17 protein-coding genes are annotated in these 17386 nt (G+C 60.3%); 8 read left to right on the top strand and 9 right to left on the bottom strand.

Going from position 1 to position 17386, the window contains the following annotated elements; genetic code table 11:
* Nucleotides 1-88: 88 nt before the first annotated feature.
* The 4 genes from dapA to BLR13_RS11330 form a co-directional block, all read right to left on the bottom strand.
* On the bottom strand, nt 89-1036 hold the full coding sequence (dapA, locus tag BLR13_RS11345; RefSeq protein ID WP_074824320.1) for a 4-hydroxy-tetrahydrodipicolinate synthase: 948 nt from the start codon (nt 1034-1036) through the stop codon (nt 89-91).
* 6 nt (nt 1037-1042) lie between these two features.
* Nucleotides 1043-1486 (bottom strand): hypothetical protein, encoded by a 444-nt coding sequence (locus BLR13_RS11340; protein WP_074824323.1) that lies wholly within the window; start codon nt 1484-1486, stop codon nt 1043-1045.
* Nucleotides 1487-1518: 32 nt separating this feature from the next.
* The gene (locus BLR13_RS11335) at nt 1519-1776 is read right to left on the bottom strand and encodes a hypothetical protein (RefSeq protein ID WP_074824326.1); all 258 of its coding nucleotides are present in this window, start codon (nt 1774-1776) and stop codon (nt 1519-1521) included.
* Between the two features lie 295 nt (nt 1777-2071).
* Nucleotides 2072-2845 (bottom strand): outer membrane protein, encoded by a 774-nt coding sequence (locus BLR13_RS11330; protein ID WP_079586402.1) that lies wholly within the window; start codon nt 2843-2845, stop codon nt 2072-2074.
* 306 nt (nt 2846-3151) lie between these two features.
* Between BLR13_RS11330 and BLR13_RS11325 the strand changes: the two genes are divergently transcribed.
* A complete protein-coding gene (locus BLR13_RS11325; RefSeq protein WP_157793698.1) occupies nt 3152-3367 on the top strand; it encodes a DNA-directed RNA polymerase subunit alpha C-terminal domain-containing protein in 216 nt (71 codons plus the stop codon).
* Nucleotides 3368-3732: 365 nt separating this feature from the next.
* Here the strand turns inward: BLR13_RS11325 and BLR13_RS40095 are convergent, their stop codons facing one another.
* The 5 genes from BLR13_RS40095 to BLR13_RS11305 all read right to left on the bottom strand — a co-directional run bounded on the left by BLR13_RS40095 (nt 3733) and on the right by BLR13_RS11305 (nt 7706).
* Entirely contained in the window at nt 3733-3882 is a 150-nt protein-coding gene (locus BLR13_RS40095; RefSeq protein WP_154070838.1) for a hypothetical protein, read from the bottom strand.
* Nucleotides 3883-3945: 63 nt separating this feature from the next.
* On the bottom strand, nt 3946-4224 hold the full coding sequence (locus BLR13_RS40090; protein WP_143039747.1) for a hypothetical protein: 279 nt from the start codon (nt 4222-4224) through the stop codon (nt 3946-3948).
* Nucleotides 4225-4342: 118 nt separating this feature from the next.
* Nucleotides 4343-5056, bottom strand: coding sequence for a response regulator (locus BLR13_RS11315; protein ID WP_074824338.1), 714 nt, complete (start codon nt 5054-5056; stop codon nt 4343-4345).
* On the bottom strand, nt 5049-6680 hold the full coding sequence (locus BLR13_RS11310; RefSeq protein WP_143039748.1) for a DUF4118 domain-containing protein: 1632 nt from the start codon (nt 6678-6680) through the stop codon (nt 5049-5051). The genes BLR13_RS11315 and BLR13_RS11310 overlap by 8 nt, the downstream gene beginning before the upstream one ends.
* A gap of 411 nt (nt 6681-7091) precedes the next feature.
* Nucleotides 7092-7706, bottom strand: a complete 615-nt coding sequence (locus BLR13_RS11305; RefSeq protein WP_074824344.1) for a hypothetical protein — start codon at nt 7704-7706, stop codon at nt 7092-7094.
* A 486-nt stretch (nt 7707-8192) separates the two neighbouring features.
* Here BLR13_RS11305 and BLR13_RS11300 point away from each other — a divergent pair, with 486 nt between their 5' ends.
* The 7 genes from BLR13_RS11300 to BLR13_RS11270 all read left to right on the top strand — a co-directional run bounded on the left by BLR13_RS11300 (nt 8193) and on the right by BLR13_RS11270 (nt 17361).
* Complete coding sequence (locus BLR13_RS11300; protein WP_244525153.1) at nt 8193-9788, top strand: outer membrane beta-barrel protein; 1596 nt, start codon at nt 8193-8195, stop codon at nt 9786-9788.
* Between the two features lie 69 nt (nt 9789-9857).
* Entirely contained in the window at nt 9858-10601 is a 744-nt protein-coding gene (locus BLR13_RS11295; RefSeq protein WP_074824349.1) for an outer membrane protein, read from the top strand.
* Nucleotides 10602-10867: 266 nt separating this feature from the next.
* Nucleotides 10868-11131 carry a hypothetical protein gene (locus tag BLR13_RS11290; RefSeq protein WP_074824353.1) on the top strand — a complete coding sequence of 88 codons (264 nt, stop codon included), beginning with the start codon at nt 10868-10870 and terminating at the stop codon, nt 11129-11131.
* Nucleotides 11132-11187: 56 nt separating this feature from the next.
* Nucleotides 11188-12432, top strand: a complete 1245-nt coding sequence (locus BLR13_RS11285) for an efflux RND transporter periplasmic adaptor subunit (protein ID WP_433994264.1) — start codon at nt 11188-11190, stop codon at nt 12430-12432.
* Nucleotides 12433-12468: 36 nt separating this feature from the next.
* Complete coding sequence (locus tag BLR13_RS11280; protein ID WP_074824359.1) at nt 12469-15627, top strand: efflux RND transporter permease subunit; 3159 nt, start codon at nt 12469-12471, stop codon at nt 15625-15627.
* A gap of 81 nt (nt 15628-15708) precedes the next feature.
* Nucleotides 15709-17070 carry a TolC family outer membrane protein gene (locus BLR13_RS11275; protein WP_074831640.1) on the top strand — a complete coding sequence of 454 codons (1362 nt, stop codon included), beginning with the start codon at nt 15709-15711 and terminating at the stop codon, nt 17068-17070.
* Nucleotides 17071-17094: 24 nt separating this feature from the next.
* On the top strand, nt 17095-17361 hold the full coding sequence (locus BLR13_RS11270) for a hypothetical protein (RefSeq protein ID WP_091976446.1): 267 nt from the start codon (nt 17095-17097) through the stop codon (nt 17359-17361).
* Nucleotides 17362-17386: the final 25 nt, after the last annotated feature.

Here is a 17386-nt window from a genome sequence, read left to right as displayed (position 1 = left end):
TGGATGCGACGCGGACTGGATCAGGCAGCTTGCCGGCCAGCAAGGAACATGGGCCAATATTCTGCCGAAACAAAATCGAAAAAGCTCTCTACTTTAGGCCGGTTCGACTCCGCTGAATTTCGCACCGACAGGCCAGATCCTCGTCGCCGATCTCCGCGATCGCTCTCGCAACCTCGGCTTTCGCTGAATCGGCCAACTCGACGATCGGCAGGCGGGTATGCGGCGACATGAAACCGAGCAGGCACAGGGCATACTTTACGGCGGCCGGGTTCTCCCGAGCGAGTGCGGCTGTTAGCGGGGCAAGCCTGCTTTGCAAATATCGCGCGGACTGTAGCTGCCCTTGCCCGCAGTTCGAAAAAATAGCGCTGCATAGTGCCGGCGCGACATTCGATATCGTCGAGATGCTGCCGTCGCCACCATTGACGATGAAGGCCAACGCGGTCGCGTCGTCTCCGGACAGCAACCGAAATCCTGGCGGCAGGCGCGGCTGCAGGCGCATGGCGCGCGTGATATCGCCGGTCGCGTCTCGCAAGCCAATGAACGGCCTCGCCTCCGCGAGCCGCACCAGGGTGTCGTCGGACATCTCGCGGATGGTTCGGGAGGGGATATCGTGGAGGATAATAGGCAGGGCAGTGGCGCCGGCAATCGCCTGAAAATGGGCGCAGATGCCGGCCTGCATTGGCTTGTTGTAATAGGGCACGACCGACAACACCGCGTCGGCGCCGGCCCGCTCGGCGCGCCGGGTCAGCTCAATGGCCTGGCTGGTGGAGTTCGATCCGGCGCCGGCGATGACGCGGACTCGCCGATGCGACACCTCAACGGCAGTCCGGACCAGCTTGTCTTGCTCAACCGGCGTCAGCGTTGACGCTTCGCCGGTTGTTTCGCCGACGACAATCGCCGAGACATCGGCGTCGATTTGACGATCGCAAAGCGTCGCGAATGCCGCCAGATCGAGTTCGCCGTTGTCGTCAAACGGGGTTGGAAGATCGGGGGTGTAACCCGCAAGCCAGCTGTACGGCAGTAGAAGGGGTGTCATTGGTATTCACGCTGCATTTTCCAGTTGCCCAAAACTCTGCCGGTATCCGGCGAGCACAAGACCTTGCTGACATCTGGCGCCTGCCTCGATTCGAAAGCCCATCTGCCCCAGCCTGGCGCGTATCTTCAGGCTGGCGCCGGGTTCTCGTGAGTCGATCAGCACGGCAATTGCCGCGCTGAGGCTGAGAAACGGCGATATCCGGGTGAGTGCTGATTCGATGGCCTGAACCGGGTCTTGTCCTGCAATCAGACCGATCGTGTGTTGTCCCCTCGGCAAGCGGCATGTCTCGGGCGTCGCGACGCGGAGGAAACCGCGCTGCCGCAGGGCAAGGTAGAACTCCAGTCCGTCGCTGCCGACAACGATGGCGCGGTGCAGACTGGACAAGCGGGTGAGTCCGATCATGGCGTCGACGACTTGGTCGCGGTTCGAGCCGGCATGAGGCTGAGCCATCGGGCCCTCCTGGGAGATCGTCCTTGAAGGAGTCACGCGACGTGCCGCGAGCCTGCGGCCGGGAGGGCGAGCTTGCCGGCCATGTCGAGTTCGATGAGCGGCAATTCGATGATGGTCTCGGGGTGATGGCCATTCTCGAACAGGGCATATTTGACGGCTTGCGCCCGATTGACGAACAGGCCGCCATAGAGACCGTTCTGTTCCTGGGCGACCCAGTTGCCGCGGCAGTTCCTGCCGATGAAGACGATGGTGGATGCGGTGCTGCACGATGGAGGTTCGACGAGCTTCACGTTAGTAATCCTTCCGAATGAAGAGCCAAAGCGCTCCCGACGCGACCGACCGTTCCGTCGCTGAGGTTCGTTCCATTTGCGAATGTTCGGATGGTTTTGGTCGGCGGGAGGCAACTTGACTCATGCGCCAAATATCTTCCCGACCGGATATGAATTCGAGGGCGGCCCGGCCGTGATCTCATAAAGGCGGCATAGGTTTGCGTGCGAGCCTTGGGCGAACGAGGTAGATCCTCGCAAAAAGAGCCCCGGGCGATGCCGGGGCTCAGAGGTTCTCCTGGGGATAGGAGGGGAGAAGTCAGTATTTCGCGACCCCCGGTGATTCCCAGTGGAATTTGTAGTTAATGCCGACCAACGCAGTCTGGGCCCGCTGATTCACGTTGACGACCTCGCCAGGCGGCAACAAGCCGGGAGCGGCGGTAAAGTGCGTAGCGGTGTCGTCAAGGAACCACATGTAGTTGTATTCCGCGAATATCGACCAGCTTGGGGCAAACATGTATTCAAAGCCCACGCCGACGGTCATTCCGGGCACCGTAAAGCTCGACGATTCTGACAGGCCGCCGCCAGGCAGGAAGGCCTGATTCCGCTGGTTCAACCATGCGACGCCGCCCTTCACATAGCCGAGGAGCGCCGGGGTCCACAGCCAGCCGGCCCGTCCGGTACCGGTGATGATGGAGCGAAGGTTGTTCGTCTCGGTGAAAGCCGGGAAGTCCGTCAATGCATGTTGGCCGTTGATGCGGGCATAGTCGAACATGCCCTGCACGCCGAGCACCAGGTTGCCGGTCTGGAAGTCACAGCCGATCTGGCCGCCACCGATAAAGCCGCTGTCGTTTTCACGGCCATAATTTGCGAATGCCGGGCCGATCGTGTCTTGGGAAACCCGGGTGGTATCGATCCGGGTCCAGCCGCCGCCGACATTGCCGCCGATGTAACACCCGGTCCATGGCGTGGCGATGATCGGCGCGACGACCGGTCGAGCTTTGACTGCCATATCCGCGGCCGAGGCGCCGCCGGTTGCACCGAGAGCCAACACGATACTCGCAGCGAATGCCCATTTCATTTGTCGACGCATCTAAACCCCCTGCGTGGCCGAGCCACCAACGATTCATGATCCTGAAAATAATTTTAGATCGAATGTGAAACGTGTGCGACTGCGAACTGCACTGCGCCGCTTGTTCAAATGCACTTTTCAGACGCGCGTTGCGCGTCTGCGGCATCAAAAAGAGTTCAAAAAAATATAGAAAAAATATCGTCACCCTCAAGCAGCTGTTGAGGAGCTCGGGGTGTGGCTGTTGTGTGATTCCCCGATCGACTTGCACACGATTTGCAAGGCTCACGATCGGCGTATCGCGTTCAGCTATGAGCTAGGGTGATGAGGATGCTCGATACGACGCGCGAATTGGCAGACGAAACTTTGATCAGCGATCTCGAACTTACGACTCGAATTAGGAACGCCCTCGCCGCAGCAGGTGTGAAAACTGTCGGCGAGGTGAGGGAAATGTTCGATAAAGCCCTGCTTAGTTTGCCGGATTTTGGACAGTACTCGCTGTCCTGCCTGCGCGGAAAATTAAGCCAGCCGTCGACCCGTCGATAGTGCCGTCCTGGTAGAATTGGATTCGGCCGTTCGATCCGCTCGCTGTCCTTAGACCCGATCGCGCGTTCGCCAGACGAACAAGATGAAGGCAATGGTCAAGCCCACCACGATGAGCATCCAGTTCTGAACTTCGAATCCCAGGACAGTGAAATGCTCGATAAGAAACTGCGCCACTCCGGATCCCCAAATTTTGGGCAACATAGGGGTTTTGGCGGCGAAAATATATTATTTTTATATTAGCAATCGCATTGGAGGAGGTGCGCACAGCATTCGGCTGCGATGAAACGCCGCGGTTCCGTCCTGCGATGAGCACGCAACATTGTTAGGCAGCGCGGGCCGGAAACTGTCTCCGGCTCACGACCGAATCATTCGCGCGATTGAAGCGCGGGGCTCAGCGATAGCAGCTTCTCGAACTCGGACGGCTCGTAGCGCACCCCGTCTGGTCCGATGATAACGACCTGCCAGCCTTCCTCGACAAAGGCCAGGCCCTTGGCGATCGCGACGACAACACTCAATCGTATTGTCGTTGTAACGTCTTCGCCCCTTGAGGCGTGCACAATGAAGGTCACCGCCGCACCTCATTTGTGCAATGCCCGATGACGCCTTCTAGCAATTTCCGTTCCAGCATCGGCATTGGAAATCGTTCGCGAAATCGGGTCCAGCGACAATCCGTTGAGGAACTCTTCCAGGGCAACCTTTCCGGCCAGCATGGCGCTGCGATAGGTGCTGAAGCCGCATTCCCCCAGCCTGACGCCCATGGGCCGCCGCTTGCGGCGTATTTCCCAGCACCAACCCCGTTCGGTTTCTGCCGGAAGAACGGCAACATAGAATGATCGGCGTGGCGATGGGCGGAGCATGATCAATCCAGCCGCTATCGATCTTCGATCTCGATCGGCCGAGCGCGCTGTTCGGGTATTCCAGAGGTAGTTTCGCGAATGAAGCCCATCGTTGCGTCCGCCAGGAGCCGTAGAGTCGTTACTCCGCCGAGCTGGTTTCGAGCCGAGGTTGAAGGCGGTAGCCGACGCCGGATTCGGTCACGAGCAGGCAAGGGTCATTGGGATCGGTTTCGATTTTCTGCCGGAGTTTGCGAACCAGTATCCGGAGATACTGGATATTTTCTCGCTGGTTGCCGCTCCATATTTCCTTGAGCAACTGGTCGTGGGTGACGACCAGGCCGATATGCGTCGCCAGAATATGAAGTAGACGGTATTCCTTTCGCGTCAACCGGATCTGGCTCTTGTTGAGCAGGACGGTTCGACTCACGAGGTCGATTGACAGAGGGCCGGCCACGACGACGGGGTTTTCGGTCGCGGTCTTGAAATATCGCCGCAAGGCAGCTTCACTGCGCGCGAGCAGTTCGGCCATCCCGAACGGCTTGACCACATAGTCGTCGGCGCCCGCCTGCAGCAGCCGGACCTTTTCATCCTCATTCGATACGACCGAGAGAATGATGACGGGCACGTTCGACCACGATCGAAGCCGCTCGAGAACCTCCGTCCCGTGCAGATCGGGCAACGCCAGATCGAGAATAATGAGATCCGGCGAATTGAACGTTGCTGTCTTCAATCCGTCCGCGGCGTTCTCTGCTTCGAGCACGTAGAAGCCATGAATTTCGAAGCCGGCGCGAAGAAACCGCCTGATTTTCGGTTCGTCCTCGATCAGGAGAACGACATTGCTGGGCTTATTCATCGGTGAGCGCCGCCAGTTCGGAAGACTCCACCGGCGTGTCGGGCAGGGTGATCGAAGCGGTGGTTCCCAGTCCCTGTCCCCGGCTGGATATGTCGATGGCTCCGCCATTCGCTCTGATGAAGGTTGATGCGATCCAAAAGCCCAGACCGGAGCCCGGGACCGTTGCCTGATGACGCGGGCTTCGGAAAGACCTGCGGCCAAGCTGCTGCTGCTCGTCGGATGTTATCCCGACACCTTGATCGGAGATCGACAAGACCGCGCGTCCTTGTTCATGTCGCGCGCGGATCGAGATCGTCGAGCCGGAGGGAGAATATTTCGCTGCGTTTTCCAGCAGCTGGCCGCACGCTTCCTCGATCAGGCCCGAATCGACGTTGACCAGCGGTAGATCGTCGGTGAATTCGGTCTCGATCCTGTGGGCCGCCAGGCGTTTGGCCCTCCGCCTGATGGCGGCGTTGACGATGTCTCTTGGATCGGCCCATTCAAGAGTCGGGCTGACGCCGCCTGCTGTCACCCGGGTTGCGTTCAGAAGGTTATGAATGAAGCCGTGGAGCTCTGCCGCTTCGTCGGATATCGCCTCGACCAACGAGCGGATCCGATCGTTTCCCCGAACGATGGCCATCGCATCAAGCACGCTGGCCGAGCCCCGAATGGCTGCAAGCGGCGTGCACAATTCGTGAGCCAGCGTACCGTGAAATGCGTCCCTCAATAGTTGCGCCTGCAGGTGGAGCCGGGCGTCCTCGATCGCTTTCTCGATATCGAGACGTTGAAAGGTCATAGACACGTCTTCAAGTACGGCTCGGGCGCGCTGCGTCTTGACCTCGATCGCTCTGCGAGATCCGCCGCCGATGTTGACGGCAACGAGGCCGTGAACGGCATTTTCCGAAAATACCGACTCGAGCAACCACATATGTTGTGTCGGTTCGTCAACGACGGCGGCGGAGGCCATTCCGAGGGCCGGGGTCATGGACGCGACCCTTTGTTGCACCAACTTCGGGACCGAACCGGATTCGGGCGATTCAAATCGATCGTCCGCCCCGGCCGGGAAAAACGCGGCCTGTTGTCCCAGTGTGCGGGAAAGATGTTTCTGAATCGCGGAGACCAGGTCCGATACGGTGAAGCAGGCCGCAAGGAGTCGCGAGAATTCGTAAAGATGCTGAATTTGGCTTTCTCGCCGGCGCAGCGTTTCCGTCTCGCGCCGCAGCCGTGATGCGAGATTGCTACTGACCAGAGCTACGACGAGAAACAGCAACAGATCGATGGCCTCTTGCGGGTCGTCGATGTGGAGGCTGTAGAGCGGCAGAATGAAGAAGAAATCCGCCGCGATCGTGGCGGCAACCGACGCCAGGGTCGCCGGCCAGATGCCCCACTGGGTAGCCGCGATAATGACGGGTATCAGATAGGCGATCGGGACGAGGCTGCGCGCAAGAGTTCGCTCAAACGGGAGCAGTGCGGCGGTGACAAGGCCGACCCACACCAAGGACATCAGCAGAGGCAAAATGCTCGCCAGCAAAACGTGATGCGGCGTCAGCTCTTCCTCAAGCGGCAAAGTCGCTTCGATCCTGCGTCCAACGCGATTCACTCCGTCAGGGGCGCGTCGTTGAGCCATGGGCAGATTAAAGTTCAATGAGTTCGCCTTCGTGGAGATACAGGCATCGAATGATCATGCAAAGGACACGCCAACGCCTCCGCAAGATCGTGCCCAGGCAATAATGACCGACGCAGAAATTCCAGCTCGCAGGACCCATCGCAAACCGCGATGCCCGCGAAACGTTGTTCAGCGTCTCAATTCAATGTTGCCCCGATGCCACCAACTACCCAGCAGGTGCAGCATTCGCCAAATTCGCGTAGTAAATCTATGTCACTCGCGCGGCCAAGAAATATAAAAGTAATATACATCCACGCCGGGCGCGTCATCGTTCGCGGCCGAACGCTGTCGTCAGCAGGAGGCAATATCCGAACCTGTGCGGATGGTTGCCTTCGAGCGCAGTGATGAAGTTAAGGCCTGCGTCCGTATACGGAGCAGGCGTGGGAGATCTCAGGCGGGTGACGTTGCGGCGGCATGAGGCGACCTTCCGTCCCGTGCCTGGTTGATCGCGCTGACGTAGTTGAGCGCCTGCTTTTCGTCGGCGAGTTCCGGCTTTGACGCACGATACAGTTCAACCTCAGCGGTCCGATGGCCGGTAGGAGGCGTAAGGGCCGCGATGGCGGCGAAGCTGATATATTTTGGGGGATACAAATAGAATTCCATCAGCGGCATATGCGGGCCGCGCGCACTGCGCTTGAGAATCGCGTGGGCCATTAATCCGGCGTCCGGATGGATTGCGCTCCAGCCGGAGAAGTTGCTGGCCAATATCTCCAGCGACAACAGTGTCGTCGCAATCCGCCCGAAGCCTTCGTTGGACTTCTTTGCACTTCTGGTCGTCGAGGCCTTTCTCAACAGCTGCCGCAATTCCCGATTCGTTTCGATGAGCGGGCCCAGCCGGCACTTCCACAGCGTGTCCGGCAAGCAGGCGTAGCCGTGAATCTCATGGTAACTCTCGATCAGGCTTCTGCACTGCGTCAGCAGGTCCTTCGGCAGAAAACTGAAGTCGAAATTCTCGGTATCGCCGAAGAGTGCGGCCTGTACCCTATCGTTTGTCACGACTTCCATCGTCTCGCCTCGCGATGAGCGAACAGATTTGCTCAGTGCGTCAGCATAACGAGTCGCGACATATATCTTCGCCGCACAATTGCGGTCACTTTCATAGAAAAAAAATAGCCATCGCACGCATGATCTCTGTCAGTGCGGGTGAGACGATCGTGTTCGTCTGGCAAGGCGGACGAAAATGTAGCGAAAAGGACACATCGCGACGCAAACTATTGCGGTGCATCGCGGGCTTTTGCCGAAACGTCACGTATTTCGCCGGCAGTTTGAGCAACGCGATGGGTAATTGATGATTACGCATGCAATCGACGTCAAAGAAGCCATTTGGGCTATCTTATTTTTATTTAATCGCGCGGAAAGCCGTATCGATTTTTTGCAGCCCCCAAACGAAAGATCGTTGCGAAGGTTAACAGTGCGTCGCGAAAGCGAGATGCGTCTGTAACCGCAACGTGGGGCAAGATTATGAAAAGAATTCTTTTGGCAGGAGTCTCGTTGGCAGCGGTCGGTCTGAGCAACGTGGCCCAGGCGGCAGATCCGGCGAAGGGGCCATGCCCGTACGGCGGCGATCCCTACAAGAACTATAACTGCCTTGATGCCTATCTCGGCAGCGACTTCTTCAGCCGCTTCATCAACTACTATCGGCTCGAGTGGGGACACGATGCCGCGCCTGCCGACCCGAAGGCGCCGCCGTCACGCCGCGCCGACTGGCCGGGAACGCCGCAAACCATTCCGCCGTATCCGTTCACCGAATGGCCCTACGGCGGATCGACCGCGCTCGGCGTCACGCGTCCGAGTTCGGTCGACAGTCCGCTGATGGTGGCGCTCGGTAACACGGCCGCAGGCTCGTGGATGAACGATAACCACATCCAGGTTTACGGCTGGGTCAATGCCGGTGGCAACCTGAGCAGCAACACCGTGCGCGGCGGCAATGTGCCGGCCGCCTATGACTACAATCCGAACACGGTCCAGCTCGATCAGGCGGTGCTCTATATCGAGCGCCTTCCGGATACGGTTCAGAAGGATCACATCGACTGGGGCTTCCGTCTCGCACCGATCTACGGCGAGAACTATCGCTATACGACGGCCTTTGGCTTGTGGAGCAATCAGCTCCTGAACCAGAACAAGAACTACGGCTACGACATGCCGATGGCCTATGGCGAAGTCTTCATTCCGCAGATCGCGGAAGGCCTGTTGCTGCGCTTCGGCCGCTACATCTCGATCCCCGACATCGAGGCTCAGCTCGCGCCCAACAACTACATGTACACGCACTCGATGACCTACACCTTCGACAACTACACCAACACCGGGATTCAGGCGACGCTCGCGGCAAACAAGAACTGGATGTTCCAGTTGGGCGTCTCGGTCGGCAGCGATACCATGCCCTGGAACTACAAGGCAACGATCGCAAATCCGGCCCCGAACCCGCTATTCCCCGGCGCCACCATGCCGAAGGATCCGGGTGCCGTACCGAGCGTCACCGCCGGTGTGCGCTGGACCAGCGACAGCGGAAACGACAGCATCTACGTGGTCGGTGACGCGCTCAACAGCGGCACCTGGGGCTACAACAACCTGCAATGGTACGGCTTGACCGCCTATCACAAGTTCAACGATCAGTGGCACATCTCGTTCGAGACATACAATCTGCACCAGAACAACGTGCTCAATGCCAACAACCCGGCCGCAGTTGCAGCGTTTGCCGCGGGCGGTACGCCGTTCTCGCCTCAGTACTTGCCGTTCAACGCTCCGGGTCTTGCGTTCTGCAACAGCACGACCGTGTTTTCTTGTACGGCGTCGGTGCAAACCTATGTGGCTTATTTGAGCTACAAGGCGTCGGCGCTCGACAACATCTCCTATCGTGTTGAGTACTACGACGACAAACAGGGCCAGCGCACCGGCACCAAGACGGCCTATTTCGAAACCGGTATCGGCTGGCAGCACTGGTTCTCGCCGCAGATCGAAATCCGGCCCGAGGTCACGTATTACCGGTCGCTGAATGCCAACGCATTCAATGGCAATGCAAACCTCGGCATCCCGGCCAGCAAGAACTTCGCCCTCGTCGGTGCGGCGGACATCATCATTCACTTCTGATGCGCTGGAAAGTCACGGCGGCTTCTGCCGCCGTGACGTCCGATCAGAACAATTCGACAGGGGATAACAATGAAGCGAATTCTTTTCACCACGGTCTCGCTCGGTGTGCTGGGCCTGATGTCGCCGGCGCTCGGTGCCGACCTCTCGCCTTACATCAAGGCTCCGGCAGCGGCTTCGCCGATATATGACTGGTCCGGCTTCTATGTCGGCGTGTTCGGCGGCGGCGGCTACGGCAATCACAATCTCAACAATACGCTGGGCCCCGCCGGCTTCGCAAACTTCACCATTAACTATTCGTCGACAGGCGGCATCGCCGGCGGCGAGGCGGGCTACAACGTGCAGAGCGGCAACATCGTGCTCGGCGTCGAGGGCGATGGGTTCTGGTCCGGCATCAAGGGCAGCGATATCTCCCAGTTCAACGCAGGTACGCTTCCGATCGGTTCGATGGATGCGACCAACCTTCGCAGTGGTGCGACGGTTCGTGCACGAGGCGGCATCGCCGTCGATCGCTTGCTGCTGTTCTTCACCGGCGGCTGGGCCTACGGCAATTTCCTGCATACCAACACCGATCCGGTCCTCGGAATCGATCAGTTCAGTACCCACCGGAGCGGCCTGGCTGCGGGCGGCGGCATCGCCTATGCGCTGACCGACAATCTGATCGGCAAGTTCGAATATCGCTATTACGATTTCGGCAGGTACGTGCGCGCAGCCCCGCTCAACGGACAGCTGCCCTATACCGTGGACAATACCTACTCGGTGGTGACGGTCGGTCTGGACTACAAATTCGGGGGGCCCGTCGTCGCGAAATATTGATAGCTCGCGTGAGCTACGGGCGTGGCCGTAAGGCCACGCCCAACAGTAGAGGGGGCAGCAATGACAGGTTCGGAGTTGAGGCGACGGATCGGACTCGTGCTGACCGTCGCGGCGTTATGCAGCGTCGCGGCGGGATGCGCCGTCGATGTCGGTACGACGAAGCCCGAACGCGCCGATGGCAGCGGCGCGATGCGATATTACGGAGGGCCGAAATCTCCGATGTGGTCAGGCCAATAGGTGCGCGCTCGTCTTCTTCGGAGCCCGACATGACCGATGCGATCATCCGTACCGCGCAAGTCAGTCTAGCCATCCTGGCCGCAGCGCTCCTGATGACGGTGGGGATCGGTAGCGAAGCATCCGCGAAAGCTGGCAGGCGGCATTGGCATGCGCGCGGCGCGGCATCCGGAAGCCACGGACAGATGTCAGGCAAACGGGTTCAGCTTGGCTTGCTGCGGCCAGTTCGATTTGGCCCGATGCGCTACTACGGCGGTCCGAAATCTCCGATGTGGCGCGGTCCGGTCGAAAACTAGAAACCGGAAGTTGGCCGGCATGTACCGCCAACGCGAGCGAGGTTGTGTAATTCAATGTGCGCGTTTCCAATATGAGCACGATTGCGAATTGGAACTTGCGACGGCCAGCCATCGCCCTTGCGACGATGGCGTTGGTCGGCGGAGTTGTCGTTGGCGCCGTGCGGATGTTTGTGCCGCACGCAAAGTCGACGGAGGCGGCGCACTCCGCAAAAGTCGAGCTGCCTCGTTACGTTCCCACCGCGGCGGAGTGGGCAAGCCTGACGATCGAACCGGTATCGGAGCTGGCGTTTCGTGCCGAACGAATCACGGAAGGCAAGATCGCCGTCAACGAGGAAAGTTCGACGCCGATCTTCTCACCCTATGCCGGCCGCGTGACGAAACTCCTGGTGAAGCCGAGCGACGCGGTCGAGCGCGGCCAGCCGCTGTTCGTCATCGAAGCCACCGATACGGTCCAGGGGTTGAATGATTTCATTGCATCGCTGGGCGCCCTGAACACGGCGCGGTCCAAGCTCAATCTGGCGCAGATCGTCGAAAAGCGGGCCAATGATCTCTACGCCGGCAAGGCGGTGCCGCTGAAGGACTGGCAGCAGTCGCAGGCCGATCTGACGACCGCGCAGAACGATCTGCGCTCGGCCGAAACGGCACTGGAGGCTGCGCATAACCGGTTGCGAATCCTCGGCCGCTCGGAAGAGCAGATCTCGGCATTTCAGCAGACCCGGCAGATGAGCGCCGACACGCCGATCTACTCGCCGATCAGCGGTACGGTGATCCAGCGCAAGGTCGGGCCGGGTCAATTCATCAACAGCGGCGCCATCGATCCCGTCTTCATCGTTGGCGACCTCTCGACGGTGTGGCTGACGGCGTTTGTCCGGGAATCGGAGGCGGCAGGCGTTGCCGTCGGCCAGGACGTCAGTTTCTCATTGCTCGCCCTGCCGGGCCGCACGTTCAAGGCGCGCATCGACTATGTCTCCGCCGCTATCGATCCGGCGACGCGCCGACTGCTGGTCCGCGCGACCATCGACAACAAGGACGGTCTGTTCAAGCCGGAGATGTTCGCCAACGTCACGATCTATGCCGGCGGGGATCACCCTTCGGTCGGTGTGCCGAAGCAGGCGCTGATTTACGAAGGCGACCGTGTGCGCTTGTGGGTGACGCACGACGACAAGTCGATCGAGCTTCGCCAGATTCAGACCGGTCTGATCAACGGCAATCTGGTCGAGGTGCGGGCCAACCTGCAACCCGGAGAGAAGGTCGTCACCAGGGGCAGCCTGTTCATCGATCGGGCGGCTTCCGGCAGCTAGTTCGACACAATTGTTCTCTCGCGAAAACCGGATCGAATGGATCGTCTCGTAGCTCTTGCTGTTAACCGCCAGTTTCTGATGGTCGGGCTGTTCGCTGCCGTGATCATCGGCGGGCTTGTGGCGTTCCAGCAGTTGAACATCGAGGCGTATCCGGACCCGACACCCCCGATGGTCGATATCGTGACCCAGAGCCCAGGGCTCTCGGCTGAGGAGATCGAGCGGTACATCACGATTCCGCTGGAGACCCAGGTCGCCGGCATCAAGAACATGAAGGTGATCCGGACGATTTCGCTGTATGGGCTGTCCGACGTCAAATTGCAGTTCTCGTTTGATTACACCTATGACCAGGCGCTGCAGCAGGTGTTGAACCGGTTGTCGCAACTGGGGCCGCTCTTGAACAACGCCCAGCCGCAGATTTCGCCCCTGAGCCCGATCGGCGAGATTTACCGGTATCGGCTGGTGGGGCCGCCAAACTACTCCGTTTTGGATCTCAAGACGGTACAGGACTGGATTTTGCAGCGGCGCTTCCGCGTCGTGCCTGGGGTTATCGACGTCACCGGCTGGGGCGGCAAGACAAAGACGTATGAGCTGCAGGTCGATTTCAACAAGCTGGTGGCGAACGGGTTGACCTTGCCACAACTGCTTCAGGCGGTGGGAAATGCGAACGTCAATGTCGGCGGCAACACCGTCAATATTGGTGCGCAGTCCGCGGTCGTGCGTGGCGTCGGGTTGATCCGTTCCATCGACAGCCTCGCCAACACCATGGTCACGTCGAACAATGGTACGCCGGTTCTGGTCAGGGACGTCGCCAGCGTCAGCGTGGGCGAGCAGCCGCGGCTCGGAATTGCCGGCGAAAACCAGGACGACGATATCGTCCAGGGCATCGTCCTGATGCGCCGTGGCGAGCAGAGTTCGCCGACGATCGCCCGCGTCGAGGCGCTGGTTGCGAGTATCAACAACTCCACCATCCTTCCACCCGGGGTCAGGATCGAGCGGATTTACGATCGAAAGGATCTGATCGAGACCACGACGCACACCGTGCTGGAGAACATGGTGGTCGGTATCGCGCTGATCGTGTTCCTGCAATGGCTGTTTCTCGGCGATCTGCGCAGCGCTCTCATCGTTGGCGCGACGATTCCGTTTGCACTGTTTTTCGCGGTCGGCATTCTGGTGTTGCGCGGCGAGTCGGCCAATCTGCTGTCCGTCGGCGCGATCGATTTCGGCTTAATTGTCGATGCGACCGTCATCATGGTCGAGGCGATATTTCGGCGCCTGTCGCATACCACCAAGTTGTCGGAAAGCGAGCAGGCCGCAATTTCGGCGCATACCGTCCGGGACATGAAGCAGCACGCGATCCTGAGCGCTGCGGTCGATGTGTCGCGGTCGATCTTTTTTGCCGCGGCCATCATCATTGCGGCGTTCCTGCCGCTGTTCACCTTGAGTGGCGTTGAGGGCAACATTTTCGGCCCGATGGCACGAACCTATGCCTATGCGCTGGCGGGCGGTCTGCTCGCAACGTTTACTGTCACGCCGGCGCTGAGCGCGATCATTCTTCCGGCGCATGTCGAGGAGACCGAAACCCTGATCATGCGGTTTCTGCATCGCATCTATATGCCGGTGCTGGCGCGCTCGCTCGCCCACCGCCGGATCGTGCTGGCGGGCGGGGCGGCGCTGGTCGTGATGACCGTCGTCGCCGTGCGGCTGCTGGGGCTCGAATTCCTGCCGAAGCTTGAGGAGGGCAATCTCTGGATCCGGGCGACGTTGCCATCGACGATCTCGCTGCAGGAAGGCAATTCCTACGTCAACGAGATGCGCAAACTGATTGCCGAGTTGCCGGAAGTGGATGCAGTGGTTTCGCAACACGGCCGACCCGATGACGGCACCGATGCGGCCGGTTTCTTTAACGCGGAGTTCTTCGCACCACTCAAGCCGATGAAGCAATGGCCTGACGGAGAGGACAAGGACGCGCTGACGAGCAAACTGCTGGGCCGCTTGCAGGACCGCTTCCCCGGCGTCGAGTTCAATTTCTCGCAATATCTTCAGGACAATGTTTCGGAAGCGGTGTCCGGCGTGAAGGGCGAGAACTCGATCAAGCTCTATGGCAACGACCTGCAGGCGCTTACCGATACCGCCAACAAGATCAAGTCCGTCCTCGCTACCGTGCAGGGGGTGACCGATCTCGCGGTCTTTACTTCGCTTGGCCAGCCCACGATTCAGATCGACATCGACCGCGCCCGGGCGGCCCGATACGGGCTGTCGCCTGGAGATATCAACACGACGATCAAGACCGCGATCGGCGGTGACAGCGCGGGCGACCTCTACGAGCCCGGTAGCGATCGGCATTTCCCGATCATCGTGCGCCTGGCGCCGGAGTACCGCAGAAGCGCAGAAGCCATCCAGAATTTGCGGATCGGGGCGCAGGGGCCGAACGGCATCACGCAGGTTCCGCTGAGCGAAGTGGCGTCGATCAAGCTGGTATCGGGTGCCGCGTACATCTATCGCGAACAACAGGAGCGCTACCTCCCGATCAAATTCTCCGTGCGCGAGCGCGACCTTGGCAGCGCCATCAGGGAAGCCCAGGAGAAGGTCGAAGCCCAGGTCCAGCTGCCGGCGGGCTCGCGCATCGAATGGGTTGGCGAGTTCGGCAATCTGCAGGACGCCATCAAGCGGCTGTCGATCGTGGTGCCGATCAGCCTGGCGCTGATCGCATTGTTGATCTGGTTCAATTTCGGATCCGTCGTCGACACGCTTCTGACCATGAGCGTAATCCCGATGGCGGTATTCGGCGGCATCCTCGGGCTGCTGCTGACCGGAATTCCGTTCAGCGTTTCCGCCGCCATCGGGTTCATCGCGCTGTTCGGTATCTCGGTGATGGACGGCATCATCATCATCTCGCAATACAACCAGCTGATCGACGAGGGCATGGAGCGGGGCAGGGCGATCCTGCGCACCGGCGAGTTGCAGTTGCGTCCGGTGCTGATGACATGCGTGGTCGCGGGCATCGGCCTGCTGCCGGCGGCGGTCTCGTCGGGGATCGGATCGCAGGTTCAGAAGCCGCTGGCGGTCGTGGTCGTGGCCGGCATGATGCTGGCGCCTGTCGTCATCCTCATCACGTTGCCGGCGCTGATTTCGATGTTCTCGCGTCGAACACGGCCGGGCCTGGCCGGTGAAGGCCATCTGGCGCCCGCGGAATGATGGTCGAGGTGAGTGGTGAGTGAGGTCGCGTCCGAATGCGGATCGGTTTTGCAGAGGCGGGGGCTCCGGTTCACCGGGCCGCTGCTTTGCCTTATTGCGCTCGCGTACGGGGCTGCGGTCGCTTCCTGCGCCGCGGAAGGCTTGCCGGACGCCCTGGTGAAGGCCTACCAGTCCAATCCGCAGCTCAATGCGGATCGGGCCCGGCAACGCGGCACCGACGAAAATGTGCCGCAGGCGCTCGCGGGCTATCGGCCGCAGATCGTGGCGAGCCTGAGCGCCGGGCTGCAGGCGGTTCGCAACCTGCTGCCTGACAATACAGTGCAGAGCGACACGCTGCGTCCCTGGACGATCGGCGTCACGGTTTCACAAGTCTTGTTTAATGGCTTCAAGACCGCCAATAGCGTTCGCGTTGCGGAATTTCAGGTGCAGTCCGGTCGCGAGGCGTTGCGGAACACCGGGCAGGGCGTGCTGTTGGATGCCGTAACGGCCTACATGAACGTGCTCGCCAACCAGGCGCTGGTCGAGGCGCAGCGTACCAACGTCGCTGTCCTGCGCGAGATCCAGGCCACGACCAAGCGTCGTCTGGATGCCGGCGACGTCACGCCCACCGATACGGCGCAAGCGGAAGCGCGATTGAGCCGAGGGCTTGCCGACCTCAACGCGGCGGAAGTCGTGTTCGCGATCAGCAAGGCAACCTACACCCAGGTCATCGGGGAATCCCCGTCTCAACTGATTCCGGCCGCGCCGGTCGATCGACTGTCGCCGATTGCACTTGCGGGCGCCACCGAAACCGCGACCCACGAGCATCCCGCCGTTCTTGGCGCCGGCTACGATGTCGACATTGCTCAGACCACGATCAAAGTCGCGGAGAGCAGCCTTCTGCCGACCGTGGCGGTTCAGGCGAACGCCAGCCGGACCAAGCAGTCGGATTCGACGCTCAGCACGTTCGGCACCGATCAAGCCTCGATCCTGGGCCAGATCAACGTGCCGATCTATGACGGCGGTACCGCGGCTTCGCAGACCCGGCAGGCCAAGGAACTGGCTTCGCAGAGCCGTTTGGTGCTGGAGCAGGTCAGAAACCAGACGAATACGGCGGTGGTCAGCGCCTGGGTATCCAACGAGGGAACCAAGATCGCCCTCACGGCGGTGCAATCCGAAGTGCGCGCGGCCGATATCGCGCTGCAGGGAGTCCGCCGTGAGGCGGCAGGCGGACAACGCACGACGATCGACGTCCTCAACGCGCAGCAGGATCTGACTGCAGCCCGGTCCAGGCTAATTCTGGCGCAGCGCGACCGGGTGATCGCTTCCTATACGCTGCTCAGCGCGGTCGGTCGGCTTGACGTCCACACCCTCAATCTCAACACGCCGGATTATTTGCCGGAAGTTCATTACCACCAGGTGCGGGATGCGTGGCACGGCGTTCGTACGCCGTCCGGGCAATGATGCATCGCAAACGGGGAGAAGCCCATGGCCGGCAGAAGGAAAGCGATCAGAACTCTCGCTGCGGCCGCGGCTGTCGTTTCGTCGTTCACTCTCCCGGCCTATCCCCAGGGCTTCACCAGCCCCAAAAAGAGCGCGAACCATGGCGGCCCGCTCGTTGAAAAGAAGCCGGAGGTGGATGAAAAGGCCTACAAGGCCGCGCTGGATCGCATACCTGTCCCACACCGGAAATACGATCCGTGGGGCATCGCTCGACCGGCTGAACCAGGAAAGAGCACGAAAAAATCAGACTAGGAACGAACTGCGACAGATGAGGAGG

The organism is Bradyrhizobium ottawaense (assembly GCF_900099825.1).
Lineage (GTDB): Bacteria > Pseudomonadota > Alphaproteobacteria > Rhizobiales > Xanthobacteraceae > Bradyrhizobium > Bradyrhizobium ottawaense_A.
This window is presented reverse-complemented; position numbering and strand designations above follow the sequence as displayed.

Excerpts from the sequence above, each read along its gene's own strand:
- dapA (WP_074824320.1), bottom strand. The coding sequence starts at position 1,036 with ATGACACCCCTTCTACTGCCGTACAGCTGGCTTGCGGGTTACACCCCC.
- BLR13_RS11340 (WP_074824323.1), bottom strand. The coding sequence starts at position 1,486 with ATGGCTCAGCCTCATGCCGGCTCGAACCGCGACCAAGTCGTCGACGCC.
- BLR13_RS11330 (WP_079586402.1), bottom strand. The coding sequence starts at position 2,845 with ATGCGTCGACAAATGAAATGGGCATTCGCTGCGAGTATCGTGTTGGCT.
- BLR13_RS11325 (WP_157793698.1), top strand. The coding sequence starts at position 3,152 with ATGCTCGATACGACGCGCGAATTGGCAGACGAAACTTTGATCAGCGAT.
- BLR13_RS40090 (WP_143039747.1), bottom strand. The coding sequence starts at position 4,224 with ATGCTCCGCCCATCGCCACGCCGATCATTCTATGTTGCCGTTCTTCCG.
- BLR13_RS11315 (WP_074824338.1), bottom strand. The coding sequence starts at position 5,056 with ATGAATAAGCCCAGCAATGTCGTTCTCCTGATCGAGGACGAACCGAAA.
- BLR13_RS11305 (WP_074824344.1), bottom strand. The coding sequence starts at position 7,706 with ATGGAAGTCGTGACAAACGATAGGGTACAGGCCGCACTCTTCGGCGAT.
- BLR13_RS11295 (WP_074824349.1), top strand. The coding sequence starts at position 9,858 with ATGAAGCGAATTCTTTTCACCACGGTCTCGCTCGGTGTGCTGGGCCTG.
- BLR13_RS11290 (WP_074824353.1), top strand. The coding sequence starts at position 10,868 with ATGACCGATGCGATCATCCGTACCGCGCAAGTCAGTCTAGCCATCCTG.
- BLR13_RS11280 (WP_074824359.1), top strand. The coding sequence starts at position 12,469 with ATGGATCGTCTCGTAGCTCTTGCTGTTAACCGCCAGTTTCTGATGGTC.
- BLR13_RS11270 (WP_091976446.1), top strand. The coding sequence starts at position 17,095 with ATGGCCGGCAGAAGGAAAGCGATCAGAACTCTCGCTGCGGCCGCGGCT.